The sequence below is a fragment of the Sphingobacterium sp. UT-1RO-CII-1 genome, from assembly GCF_026711005.1.
In the GTDB taxonomy this organism is placed as follows: Bacteria; Bacteroidota; Bacteroidia; order Sphingobacteriales; family Sphingobacteriaceae; genus Sphingobacterium.
The window spans coordinates 296657-309786 of record NZ_JAPPVJ010000001.1; the positions used below are offsets into that span (position 1 = coordinate 296657).

10 protein-coding genes are annotated in these 13130 nt (G+C 37.6%); 2 read left to right on the plus strand and 8 right to left on the minus strand.

Annotation, left to right across the window (positions count from 1 at the left end):
- Window positions 1–29: 29 nt before the first annotated feature.
- The 8 genes from ORI89_RS01220 to ORI89_RS01255 are packed head-to-tail and all read right to left on the minus strand — an operon-like array spanning window position 30 to window position 11574.
- Entirely contained in the window at window positions 30–1907 is a 1878-nt protein-coding gene (locus ORI89_RS01220; RefSeq protein ID WP_268228599.1) for a cytochrome c oxidase subunit I, read from the minus strand.
- A gap of 26 nt (window positions 1908–1933) precedes the next feature.
- Window positions 1934–3262: a cytochrome c oxidase subunit II gene (locus ORI89_RS01225; RefSeq protein WP_268228600.1), complete on the minus strand. Its 1329-nt coding sequence runs from the start codon at window positions 3260–3262 to the stop codon at window positions 1934–1936.
- 44 nt (window positions 3263–3306) lie between these two features.
- Window positions 3307–4542 (minus strand): quinol:cytochrome C oxidoreductase, encoded by a 1236-nt coding sequence (locus ORI89_RS01230; protein WP_268228601.1) that lies wholly within the window; start codon window positions 4540–4542, stop codon window positions 3307–3309.
- A gap of 19 nt (window positions 4543–4561) precedes the next feature.
- A complete protein-coding gene (locus ORI89_RS01235) occupies window positions 4562–5191 on the minus strand; it encodes a c-type cytochrome (protein WP_268228602.1) in 630 nt (209 codons plus the stop codon).
- Window positions 5184–5720, minus strand: coding sequence for a DUF3341 domain-containing protein (locus ORI89_RS01240; RefSeq protein WP_268228603.1), 537 nt, complete (start codon window positions 5718–5720; stop codon window positions 5184–5186). Before ORI89_RS01240 ends, ORI89_RS01235 begins: the two co-directional genes overlap by 8 nt.
- A gap of 5 nt (window positions 5721–5725) precedes the next feature.
- Window positions 5726–7207 carry an NrfD/PsrC family molybdoenzyme membrane anchor subunit gene (nrfD, locus tag ORI89_RS01245; protein WP_268228604.1) on the minus strand — a complete coding sequence of 494 codons (1482 nt, stop codon included), beginning with the start codon at window positions 7205–7207 and terminating at the stop codon, window positions 5726–5728.
- A 29-nt stretch (window positions 7208–7236) separates the two neighbouring features.
- A complete protein-coding gene (locus ORI89_RS01250; RefSeq protein ID WP_268228605.1) occupies window positions 7237–10248 on the minus strand; it encodes a TAT-variant-translocated molybdopterin oxidoreductase in 3012 nt (1003 codons plus the stop codon).
- A 39-nt stretch (window positions 10249–10287) separates the two neighbouring features.
- On the minus strand, window positions 10288–11574 hold the full coding sequence (locus ORI89_RS01255; protein ID WP_268228606.1) for a cytochrome c3 family protein: 1287 nt from the start codon (window positions 11572–11574) through the stop codon (window positions 10288–10290).
- Between the two features lie 620 nt (window positions 11575–12194).
- Between ORI89_RS01255 and ORI89_RS01260 the strand changes: the two genes are divergently transcribed.
- The gene (locus ORI89_RS01260; protein ID WP_326494297.1) at window positions 12195–12572 is read left to right on the plus strand and encodes a methionine-R-sulfoxide reductase; all 378 of its coding nucleotides are present in this window, start codon (window positions 12195–12197) and stop codon (window positions 12570–12572) included.
- 167 nt (window positions 12573–12739) lie between these two features.
- A complete protein-coding gene (locus ORI89_RS01265) occupies window positions 12740–13069 on the plus strand; it encodes a DUF493 family protein (protein ID WP_268228607.1) in 330 nt (109 codons plus the stop codon).
- Window positions 13070–13130 lie beyond the last annotated feature (61 nt).

Below are 13130 nucleotides of genomic sequence, written 5' to 3' on the forward strand. Positions count from 1 at the left end.
AGTACAATGTTATAGAAAGGTAGGAAAACCTACCCTTCTAGTATCTCTCTATTATTTTGTTTATTCCACTCATTCTGTATACGAAGTGCTTCCTCATCACCATCAAAATCATGTGCTAAGTTAGAACTCATCGTTTCAGAAAACGGAACTGTCTGCGGAATAAAATCTTCATGATGACCAGGTTTACTATAGTCATACGGCCAACGATATACCGTTGGAATCTCTCCTGGCCAGTTTCCGTGAAAATGTTCTACAGGTGTTGTCCACTCTAATGTGTTAGAGCCCCAAGGGTTCTGCGTAGCTTTTTTGCCTGTCCAAATTGATGCAAAGAAATTCCACAAGAAAGCAACCTGACCTAAACCTGCTATAATAGCCGCCCATGTTACTAACAAGTTAGCAGATACCCATTTCTCCATGAATGGAAACTCTGTAAATGCGTAATAACGACGTGGAACACCATCTATTCCCATAAAATGCATCGGGAAGAAAACTAAATATGCTCCAACAAATGTCAACCAGAAATGGAAATAACCTAAACGTTCATCCATCATACGACCGAACATTTTTGGATACCAGTGATAAACACCACATAACATACCAAAAATTGATGCAGACCCCATTACTAAGTGGAAGTGAGCAACAACAAAATAAGTATCGTGAATATTAATATCTAATGTAGCATTACCCAAGTAAATACCAGTCAAACCTCCTGAAACGAAGAAAGAAACCATTCCTACAGCAAACATCATTGCTGGAGTAAAACGAATATTACCTCTCCATAAAGTAGCTATATAGTTAAATGCTTTTACTGCCGAAGGTACTGCAATGATTAACGTAGTAATCATAAACACGCCACCCAAGAACGGGTTCATACCTGTTACAAACATGTGGTGACCCCAAACGATAAAAGATAGAACAGTAATACCAACTAAAGAGTAAACCATCGCATGGTAACCAAAAATTGGTTTACGTGAATTTGTTGAAATTACTTCAGAAGTAAGTCCTAATGCAGGCATTACAACGATGTATACCTCAGGGTGTCCTAAGAACCAGAATAAGTGCTGGAATAAAATTGGCGAACCACCTTCGTTAGGTAAAATTTCACCACCTACCACTAGATCTGATAAATAGAAAGATGTACCCACTGAACGGTCAAAGAATAAAAGCACTACAGCTGATACCAAGACCGGGAAAGATAATAATCCAACAATAGCGGTTAAGAAAAATGACCAAATAGTAAGAGGCATCTTCCATAAATCCATACCTTTTGTTCTTAAGTTCAACACCGTACTGATATAGTTTACACCACCAATAACCTGTGAAATAATGAACAAAAACATACTTACCAACCACAAAGTCATACCTAAACCAGATCCAGCGATAGCTTTAGGTACAGCTGATAAAGGAGGATAAACCGTCCATCCTGCAGCGGCAGGTCCACTCTCTACGAAGAAAGAAGCAGTCATCAATACACAAGCTGTAAAGAAAAACCAGTAGGAAAGCATGTTCATAAATGGCGAAGCCATATCTCTTGCTCCTAACTGATAAGGTATTAACAAGTTACTAAAAGTACCTGAAAGTCCCGCTGTTAGAACAAAGAACACCATCATGGTACCGTGAATGGTTACTAAGGATAAGAAAAAGTCCGGTTTTATACGTCCTCCTTCAGCCCATTTACCTAAGAAAATCTCTAATATTGGGAAATCTGTATCCGGCCATGCTAATTGGATACGGAACAAGATCGAAAGCACCATGGCGAAAACAGCCATAATAATCCCTGTTATTAAAAATTGCTTCGCAATCATCTTGTGATCCTGACTAAATATATATTTAGTTAGAAACGTTTCCTGATGATGATCATGTCCGCCATGATCTCCTGCGTTGTGCGATATAACTGTACTTGACATATTCGTTTAATATAATCTGATATCAATTAATTTAATGAAGCGACCGAGAGTTCGTTAGACTCATTCTTTACTTGTGTTACTTGGAATTCCTTCTGCACAGCTTCGTTAAAATATTTGTTTTGCTTACTCAACCACTCTTTATACTCTTGCTCTGTAACCACTACAACCTTTTTCTGCATATTATAATGTGCAGATCCACATATCTTAGCACACAACATAACAAAATCATATTTCGGGTCATTCATGCGTTCGCGCATTTCCTCTGTTGTTACAGTTGGTGTAAATTGGAAATAGTTCGTCATTCCTGGTACCGCATTAATCTGTACACGGAAATCAGGAATATAAAAGGAGTGAATAATATCTTTAGAAATAATATGAAAACGAACAGATTGATTTACAGGTATAACTATGTCTGCACCATCAATATCATCCCATGCGGCTTTATCATTAAAATCAATACCGTAAGGATTAGTACCTGTCGTCAACTTATAATTACGTTTACCAATCTCACCATCCGCACCAGGGTAACGTACTCTCCACATAAACTGCTCTCCCAGTACTTCAATTTGAATCGCTGATTTCTGTAATTCTTCTGGAATATTAGTAATCTTTCTCCAAGTAAAGAATCCAAATAGTACCAATACTGTTAAAACAATAGCAGGTACGATGGTCCAAATCCGCTCAATAGTATCATTATGTGGATAATAATAAGCTACTGCTCCCTTACGCATTCTATACTTGTAAGTAAACGTAAATAGTAAAATATGTACTACCACTAGAACGATCGTTGTAATGATCGTCGTTATTATAAACATTACATCGACCTCAGCTCCATGTTCAGTTGCTGCTGGTCTGTATGCCCAACTTCCCCAAACTGCATAGGAATAATAAACGCCAGCTAAAAACAATATTAAAAATACAAACAAAAGAATAGCTTGTAAATTATTATTAGCTAATGGGTTGTATTTACCTTCTGTTTTACGCGTTAATTCATAAATAGACTGTACTTTCAATATGATAGCTACTATAGTACATACTACCAAAAATAAAAGTACATAGTAAGTCAAATTTTTATACGCCTGCGGGTCAATCTGCTTTCCTTCATCTTTAGGTTTTGCAGATGATTTGAATACACTTGCTGCGGCAACATCATCAGAACCTTCTACAGCTGCTTGTGCAGTATCTACTACTTCAGTTGTTAATTCATCAGTCGTCTCTACCGCTTCCGACTGTGTTACCTCCTCAGTCGCTACGGAATCTTGCTGCGCCGAAACTTGTGGGGCTGCGAATACAGCACCCAGCATCAGTAAACTGGCGAACAAAACTTTAAATCTGTTATTTATTTTAAACTTCATTTCTTCTTAAAACGTTTAAACGTATTATATGCAATGATTAGAAACTATATTTCGTGATGTAAACTTTCCTCCATAAACGGTTGATGTTTTGGAGCGATAGCATGCTTACTAAATTTCGACATTACTAAGAAAGTGAATAACCCGACAAAACCTATAGCTGTTCCTATTTCCACGAAACCAAAACCTCTTTCAGTTTCTACTGTACCTGGCATAATCATAATATAATAATCTAACCAGTGGCCACACAGTAGTAAAATTGCCACGAAAAGCATTAAACTTTGTTTACGTTTCGCATCGCGATCTACTAATAACAATAGAGGTGCTAAAAAGTTAATTAAGATATTTAACCAAAACCATGGTTTATATTCGGGCTCCCATCTTTTATAAAAATAGACTGTTTCTTCAGGAATATTCGCATAGTAGATAAGAATAAATTGTGAGAACCATACGTAGGTCCAAAATATAGAGAAACCAAATAAAAGTTTACCTAAATCATGGAGATGATTTTCATTAACCCAAGCCATATAGCCAGCTTTCTTAACCAAAATAAGAATAATGATTATTGTCGCTAATCCACAAACCCACATTGCTGCGAAATTGTACCAACCAAACATGGTAGAGAACCAATGTGCTTCTAAAGACATAACAGTATCAAATGACCATATTGGTTGAGTAAAGCCGAAAATAACTAGAAAAATCGCAGCTAATTTGAAACTCTTCTTATACGAATTTAACCCTCCTTCTAAATCCTCTTTATAAGATAGTTTTGCTAAAACAAAAGCAAAAATACTATACGTTCCCATAAATAATATCTGACGGATTAAAAATCCTGGAACGTTTAAGAACGCTTCTTTCCCGGCCACTAAACTGTCATAGTTAGGACTATTTGGATCCATAAGACCTTCACTGTTCCAATGTCCATATAAATTATTAGTCACTAACCCTAGACCAACAATAACTAATAATATAAGCGACGCTACCGGCAACATGCTAGACATAGCCTGTGGTATACGTAACAGACCAGCAGACCAGCCAGACTGTGTAACTAATTGTAGTGCGACAAAGAAAGTTCCTGCAGCACACACACATGTGAAATAATATCCCATCAATAATAGGTTAGCATATGTACGTTCAACCATAATATGGTCACTGGACATTAGGCCTATAACAATGGCGATAACACCTACAGCTACTCCAACTATACTAAGTATCTTTGCGATACCAGTAAATTGAAATTTCTCGGTGAAATTATAATCGTGATGATGATTGTGAGTTCCCATTTACTATATTGATGTTAGATTATTTTTTTTGTAATTCTTGAACGTACATTACTACCTGCCAACGCTCTTCTGGCGTCAATAATGAAGCATGTGCTCCCATTGCATTATAGCCATAGAAAATTGTGTGGTAAATCTTACCTGCAGACAGATCACTCATTTGTCCTCCTCTTGAAGATGGGTTACCATCAGACTTCTGATAAGAAGGTGGAGGAGGGAAGTTTTCTAAATTACGTTTACCTCTCGAATCCTCAATCGATCGATCTAAAGTAATAGGTCCATCGCCTTTACCATCTTTACCGTGGCATACTGCACAATATGTTTGAAACAAAGCTTCTCCATGAGCTAAATTCACCTTAGTAGCAGCTAATGGGTTAGCAAGCTCTCTACCTGCACGCTCATACTCTTCTACACTATTAGCAAATTCAAAACGCTCAAATCCTATTGGCGTAGTCCCTTCAGGAGGTAACTGCGCAGTCATTTTATTACTAAAATTATTATTTGGCTGATCCGGATTATAAGCGATCGGATCATACATATTTCTGGAAAACTCTAAACCTGTACTACGTGTTTTTCCATCACCACAGCTAGATACTACTGCTGCTAATGCAAAAGCAGCACATACAGATACAAGAAAACCCTTCTTATTCATAGCTAATATATTTTCTTTCATTGTATTTAACCTCTACTGCTCCAGCTTCCTTTAACAAAGATTCCACCAACTCATGATTAGTGTTTTCTCGTGCATCAACTGCTAAAATAAAACGATCATCAGTTGCTCTTATATCCATTACACGAGGTGCACGTCCAGGAAACAAATGGTTGCGGAAGAAAAATGTCGCTACCATACCCAATGCACATAAAAGTATTGTAATCTCAAATGTAACAGGTACAAAGTTTGGTAGAGCTAGCGAAGGTTTACCTCCGATATTAATTGGCCAATCGTGCGCCATTGTGTAATATAACAAGCTAAAGCCTAAGATTGTTCCTAAAGCCCCAAAACAAAATGCAGCAATTGGTAAACGTGAAGGTTTGACACCTAATTTTGCTTCAATTCCATGAATTGGCATTGGCGTAAAACAATCATATATGCTGATATTGTTTGCTTGCAATTTATCGATACCTGACATTAGTTCATCAGGATCAGCAAAACTACCTAATATATATTTTGTGTTGCTCATTGCTGTTATTTTATTTTTAATGCTTTAATATCTTCTTCTATTACTGAGTCATACTTTCCTAAAGAATCAGCAAAATACTGTACCTGTTCTTCTGGAAATGCTCCTTCTTGTACAAGCTTTGTCTTATGTTGTAAACTTGATGATTTTAATAACATTTTCACTTCTGCAATTGCAATTGCAGGTAAGAAGCGCAAGAACAGCAAGAACAAAGTAAAAAATAAGCCTATAGATCCTACAAATATACCTACGTCCACCCATGTCGGATAGAACATTGCCCATGATGAAGGTAAATAGTCACGGTGTAGAGACGTCGCAATAATTACGAAACGCTCAAACCACATACCGATATTTACAACTATAGACAATACCCAAGAAATAGGAATACTTGTACGTATTTTCTTAAACCAGAAAAGCTGTGGAGAAATAACGTTACATGTCATCATTGCCCAGTATGCCCACCAATACGGTCCTGCGATACGGTTAGCAAAAGCGTACATTTCATATTCCGATCCCGAATACCAAGCGATAAATAATTCAGTTAAATAAGCAACACCTACGATAGAACCTGTTACCATGATAATGATATTCATAGATTCAATATGGAACATCGTAATGTAATTTTCAAAATTCATTACTTTACGTAAAATCAAAAGTAATGTCTGTACCATTGCAAAACCTGAGAAAATCGCTCCTGCAACGAAGTACGGCGGAAAAATAGTTGTGTGCCATCCTGGAATAACAGACGTAGCGAAGTCCATCGATACAATTGTATGTACGGAAAGTACAAGTGGCGTTGAAATACCCGCAAGAATTAAAGATACAATCTCAAAGCGCTGCCAAGACTTAACGGACCCATTCCATCCAAAGGAGAGAACTCCATAAATCTTCTGTCTAAGTCCTGTTGCACGGTCTCTTACTGTTGCAATATCCGGCAACAACCCACAATACCAGAACACTAAAGACACTGTAAAATAAGTGGATATTGCGAAAGCATCCCATACTAGTGGCGAGTTAAAGTTAACCCACAGTGAACCGAATTGATTAGGTAAAGGAAAGATCCAATATGCTAACCAGGGACGTCCCATGTGCGCTACTACATAAGTTGCAGCACAAATAACAGCAAAAATTGTCATAGCTTCTGCTGATCTGTTAATAGAGTTTCGCCAATTTTGACGGAACAATAAAAGTACAGCAGAAATTAATGTACCGGCGTGACCTATCCCTACCCACCATACAAAGTCGGTAATATCCCAAGCCCAGCCAATTGTTTTATTTAATCCCCAAGCACCTATACCAGTCCAAAAGGTATAGCCGACACTTACTACCCATAACAAGGCGCCTAAGGAAGCGATGGTAAAACCAATCCACCACGCCTTATTAGGTTTATTTTCAACCGGCACTAAAATATCATCCGTAATTTTTGCGTACGTGATATCCTTGCCGGTGATTAATGGTTCTCTTAATATTGATTCGTTATGCGATGACATAGTTTTTTTTATTTCAAATTAGAATAAAATTACGCTTCAAATGTGTTTCTAACTTTCGTCATATATCCTATGTTCGGCTGAACATTGATCTCTTCTAACACATAGTATACTCGTTCGTTACGTAACGCTTTAGATACTTCTGATTCAGGATCATTAAGATCTCCAAATATAATAGCGTTTGCTGAACAAGCTTCCTGACAAGCAACTTTAACGTCACCATCTTTCAGCTTGCGATTTTCCATCTTAGCTTGTAACTTACCAGATTGAATACGCTGTATACACATAGAACATTTTTCCATCACCCCACGCGAACGCGTTGTAACATCAGGGTTTAAAACTAACTGCGTAAATTCATTGTTCAGGTAATTATCGAAACGTGAATCATTCCAATAGTTAAACCAGTTAAATCGACGTACTTTATATGGGCAGTTATTAGCACAGTAACGTGTACCGAAACAGCGGTTATAAGCCATGTGGTTAAGACCTTCCGACGAGTGAACTGTTGCCAATACCGGACAAACAGTCTCACATGGAGCATGGTCACAGTGCTGACAAAGCATAGGCTGATGTACAACAGTTACATCTTCATAATCTAGATCAGCATCTTTCGCGATTAGCTTCTCTTCCGTTAACTTACCGTTAGTAGACTCTAATGTGTAATAACGGTCAATACGCAACCAATGCATCTCACGACGACGACGAACCTCGTCTCTACCTACTACTGGAATATTGTTCTCTACGTTACAAGCAACAATACATGATCCACATCCAGTACAAGCATTTAAATCGATCGCCATAACCCATTTATGACCTGGTGATTCATACTTATTCCATAGATCGTATGTTTTATGAGAATCAGCGAACCTTCCAGACTCGGAGTTAGGATCTTTTAAATATTTTGCAAAACTAGTTTCTCTAATAATATTACGTCCCTCAATAGTATGGTGCGTTTGAGTTTGTGCTAGTTCATAAGTTTTACCTGCTTTAGCAACCGTAGCTTTCGACTCGAACTGAACAGTACCATTAGCCAAACGAGCAAAAGGATAAGCATTCTTACCAACATTATTCCCAGCCTTACCAACTTTTGTACGTCCGTAACCAACAGCAACAGAAATAGTTCCCAAAGCCTGTCCTGGTTGCATTAACACTGGAAGTTCAACCTCATAGCCATTAGCTTCAATCTTAACTGTACCATTTTCAGACACACCTATCTCCTCAGCAAATTTAGGGTTAATCGCAGCATAATTGTCCCAAGTTACTTTCGAAACTGGATCTGGTAACTCTTGCAAATAAGCATTATTTGCATAGCGTCCGTCACGCATACCAGTTGACTCGTATAGCTTAAGTTCTACCTCACCTGTTATAGCCTTTCCATTTGCTACAACAGCTGTGGTAACACTATTAATATCTACTTGAGCAGTATATGCCCCACCCTTCTCTGTACCTTTATAGATAAATCCAGCCTGTAATACATCCTTCCATGCCTTTCCTGTACCTGCTAGGATATTTTGCTCCCAATTTTGCTTAACAAAATCATGGATACTTATTGTGTCACCAGACCATACAAGCAAGCTTTGCTCTGCTTGACGCGTATTAAATATTAGATTAATAGTTGGCTGTACAACACTATAATACCCTTCTCTTGATGATGAATCACCCCACGCTTCTAAGAAGCTACAAGTCGGAGCAATAGCTTTCAATTCAGAAGCCGTCTCATCTGAGCGATCAGAAAATGATAAAGTAAAGTCAACCTTAGCTAAGGCAGCTTTAACATCTTCCGATTTAAAATAATCATAAACTGGGTTACTATTCAAGAACATAGCAACACCAACTTGTCCAGCGGCTGCACTCTTTAAAAACTCTTGAAATGCGGCATCAGAACCTTGATGCTGCTTAGAGTAATTATCTAAATCGATAATATCTCCATAAGCTCCCAAGTTGCTATTTATGGCATTAACTAATAACTGAACATTAACATCATTTGACCCCGCAACAACCAATGCTGCACCTTTCAAGTTTGTTAATTCTTTAGCAGCTAAAGCTATTGCTGTTTGTGCCTTTTTATTACTCACACCGCCAGCTAAAGACTGTCCAGTGATTGCATTATACAAAGAAATAAGAACAGCACCTTCTTCAGAAGGCTTAATTGCAATTCTCACATCCGCATTTGACCCTGTCATACTAAGACCAGACTCAAACTGTATATGACGTGACATCTTACCGTTTTTCAACGATTTGTAATCACGATTTTTAATATAATCTTGCGTATGTTCTTCACCCGCTACCCAAGTACCTAAAAAATCTGCTGCTACCGAAACAACAACATTTGCATTTTTAAGATGATACGTAGGCACTACAGCTTTACCAAAACTAACTCTATTAGCCTCAATAATACCACTGTAAGAAACCGGATCAACCTGAACATGTGAAGTCGTAGGATACTTAGCTCCAAGCTTAGCTAATGCAGCTAAAGTTGATGGACTATTTACTGTGTTTGACACAACAGTAATCTTCTTTCCAGCCGCAGCCGCTTTTTCTAAAGCAGCTATAACTGTGGCATCCAATTTTTTCCAATCAACATCCTGTCCGTCCAATTTTGGATTTTCAAGCTTCGACATATCATATAAATCAAGAACTGCCGCTGCAGTAGTAGCATCTGTTCCTTGATTTAACCCAATCGAATTAGGATTTGCAGAAATCGAAGTCGGACGTCCCTCCCGAGTTCTAACCAAAACACTTTGTCCATTAAATGTAGACGCGTAGAAGTTAGGTATACCAGGAGTAATTTCTTCTGGCTTTATTACATATGGCACTGCTTTATGAACAGGCGTGCGTTCACACGCTGCCAAAGTAACAGCCCCTAAACCGAATCCTAAAGCTTTCAAAAAGTCACGTCGAGGTGTCTTCGTGCTTAAGCCTGCTTCGTTTAATACATCTTCTACAGGAATCGGTTCGGCAAACTCGCTCTTACTTCCTTTTACAAAAGCAGGCGTCTGTTGCAATTCTTCCAAACCTTTCCAATATTTTTTATTGCTACTCATTTAAGCTGTATATAAGATTGCGAATTCCTAAATTAATTATTAATAGTGACATTTACCACACTCCAAACCACCGATCATAGCAGCAGTCATCTTCTCTCCTTTTTTCAACTTCTCGTGCGCTTCAATCAACTGATCATAGTATGCATTATCTGCATTTACTTCCGTATCCCGGTGACAATCAACACACCACTTCATTGTTAACGGAGAATATTGATAAACCTCTTCCATAGTCTCTATAGGTCCATGACAAGTCTGACACTCAATACCAGCAACTGTTACATGTTGCGAGTGATTGAAATAAGCAAAATCTGGCAAATTATGAATTCTCACCCACTCAATCGGCCTAGTATTCTTTCCATACTCTTTAGTTTCAGGGTTATAATCCACCGCCTTGTAGATCTTAGCTATCTCAGGAGAAATCTCACCTTCATAATGATCAGAAGCAGTCACCGTATTATGACAGTTCATACAAACATTAGCAGAAGGAATGGATGCATTTTTAGACTTAAATGCGCCCCCATGACAATATTGACATTCAATCTGATTCACCCCAGCATGTACCTGATGAGAGAACTTAATAGGCTGCACAGGCTGATACCCTGTATGCACCCCAACATTCCACATCTGATTCCATCCAGCCACTGCTAAAAGCGCAACTAAGCCAAGAACTGCAAAACCAACCAGCTTCTTATTCCTTAAGAAAGCCTTAGCAAACTTAGCAAGTCTATTCTCCGCATACTCCTCGTTCTTAGCTTGAGCAGCCTCAATAGCAGCACGGTTACTTTCCATAACCTTTTCCAAAGACTTAATTACGCGATTCAGAACCACGATAATTATAACTGCCAAAACAGCAATAATCACCATCCCTAAAATCATAAGCGTAGTTGCATCACTGGAACCACCGCCTCCCTCAGCTCCTCCAGCAGCAGCGGCAGTCTGCTTCTCAGCATTCTTAACCTCTTCAGCCTTCACATAAGCAATGATATCACGAATATCATCATCTGAAAGATTAGCATAAGCAGCCATCATTGTTGGATACTTAGACTTCAACTCGACAGCTATTGGATCTCCAGAATCCACCATCCCTTGCGGATTATGTATCCACTTGATGATCCACCCTTCATCACGACGTTCAGCCAACCCGGCCAAATCCGGCCCTGTTAACTCTTTCCCAACAGCGTGACATGATTGACACGCATTCGCTTTAAAAAGAGCAGCACCATTAGCTGCATCTTGCGCATGCGACATTGTAACGGCAAAAAGCAACATCAAACCAACTGATACCACCTTTGCAAGCTTTCCCAAAACGGATGAGATATTTCTCATATTTAGCACTTTATACTATTTATTTATGATATAAAACTTTTTAATTTTACTAGCCAAAACGAACTAAGCCCTTTTAACAATGCACAAAAGTATAACTATTTAAGCAATCCCTGACAATTTAATGACTCAAATTGTCAATTTAAAACCATTCTAAATAGCTGCATTGTAAGTCATTTTACAGCCGTTTTCAAACGGCATGAATTTAACAAAAATATGCGTAAAACACAAACAAACGCTATTTATCAGGGAATGAAGAGTTTTGTCCCAACACTTCAAATTCACATCGCTAAAAAATAAAAAGATAATCTAAACTTATACATATGGTTAACTAAGCAAGTAAATCATACACCAACAATATTCATAGATATTTTTTTAGAAAAAAGCTAAATTTCAAAAAAAACATGAATATCACACATTTTTAATCTCAACAATCTTAGAAAATGTGAAATATTAAAAAACAAATTTAGGTCATAATATTAAGAGGTAATTTTTAGAAAAATAAAAAACACGTATCTTACATCATGTTTCTTTTAAGGGCTACAAAATTCACGATCATACTACTTACCTCACAATGTAACGTAGTGAGCACAAAGTCCACTCACCTATTACACTATACAACCATGAGCGATTCAACAAAATACAACAAATTGACAGCAGAAGAGGAGTATATTCTTTTACACAAAGGCACAGAAAGACCCTATACCGGAAAACTGCTAGACAACACGGCAAAAGGGACATATGTTTGCAAACGTTGCAATGCTCCATTATACCTATCAGAAGACAAGTTTGACGCTAATTGTGGATGGCCTAGTTTCGACGATGAAATACCAAATGCAATTACACGCGTCCGTGACGCAGATGGTAGACGAACAGAAATTATATGTAGTAATTGTCAAGGTCATTTAGGACATGTTTTCGAAGGGGAAGGCTTTACCAATAAAAACACTCGACACTGTGTAAATTCCCTTTCTATGAGTTTTCTACCAAAAAAAGACTAGAAGGATCATGTTTTACAAGTTTATAACGGATTGATAACCGCTCAGGATTACCTCTTTTTTTAATAGATTCACTCATCCTCTACCTGTCTGACTTTTCGCAAAACAATAGAGTGAACACTATAAACTTTAGGTATACTTATTGATATTTATAGCTGTAAAAAAATAACATGACAGACTATAGCAATATCAGTATTCAAGATTGGCCAGAAGATAATAAAAATGAAAACACAGATTTTTATGATACTTTTCGCGAAAAACTAAACTCAGTAGAGAAATTTCCTGATTTATACACTTTTAAATTCATTGTAAAAACCGACTTTGACAAGCTACAACTAATTAGAGAGGTATTTAAACACACTAGCTCAAAATTTACTGAAAAAGATTCTTCCGGCGAAAAATACAAATCAATTACTGTGGTAACTTATGTTAATAATGCCGAAGAAGTAATTAACTATTACAAAGAAGTTTCAAAAATAGATTCTGTTATTATGCTTTAACAAAAAAGCTGTCATACTGACAGCTTAATATTAACTTTATTAAAAAAACACTAATAGCCAA

Excerpts from the sequence above, each read along its gene's own strand:
- ORI89_RS01255 (WP_268228606.1), bottom strand. The coding sequence starts at position 11,574 with ATGAGAAATATCTCATCCGTTTTGGGAAAGCTTGCAAAGGTGGTATCA.
- ORI89_RS01240 (WP_268228603.1), bottom strand. The coding sequence starts at position 5,720 with ATGAGCAACACAAAATATATATTAGGTAGTTTTGCTGATCCTGATGAA.
- nrfD (WP_268228604.1), bottom strand. The coding sequence starts at position 7,207 with ATGTCATCGCATAACGAATCAATATTAAGAGAACCATTAATCACCGGC.
- ORI89_RS01265 (WP_268228607.1), top strand. The coding sequence starts at position 12,740 with ATGACAGACTATAGCAATATCAGTATTCAAGATTGGCCAGAAGATAAT.
- ORI89_RS01225 (WP_268228600.1), bottom strand. The coding sequence starts at position 3,262 with ATGAAGTTTAAAATAAATAACAGATTTAAAGTTTTGTTCGCCAGTTTA.
- ORI89_RS01235 (WP_268228602.1), bottom strand. The coding sequence starts at position 5,191 with ATGAATAAGAAGGGTTTTCTTGTATCTGTATGTGCTGCTTTTGCATTA.
- ORI89_RS01260 (WP_326494297.1), top strand. The coding sequence starts at position 12,195 with ATGAGCGATTCAACAAAATACAACAAATTGACAGCAGAAGAGGAGTAT.
- ORI89_RS01230 (WP_268228601.1), bottom strand. The coding sequence starts at position 4,542 with ATGGGAACTCACAATCATCATCACGATTATAATTTCACCGAGAAATTT.
- ORI89_RS01250 (WP_268228605.1), bottom strand. The coding sequence starts at position 10,248 with ATGAGTAGCAATAAAAAATATTGGAAAGGTTTGGAAGAATTGCAACAG.
- ORI89_RS01220 (WP_268228599.1), bottom strand. The coding sequence starts at position 1,907 with ATGTCAAGTACAGTTATATCGCACAACGCAGGAGATCATGGCGGACAT.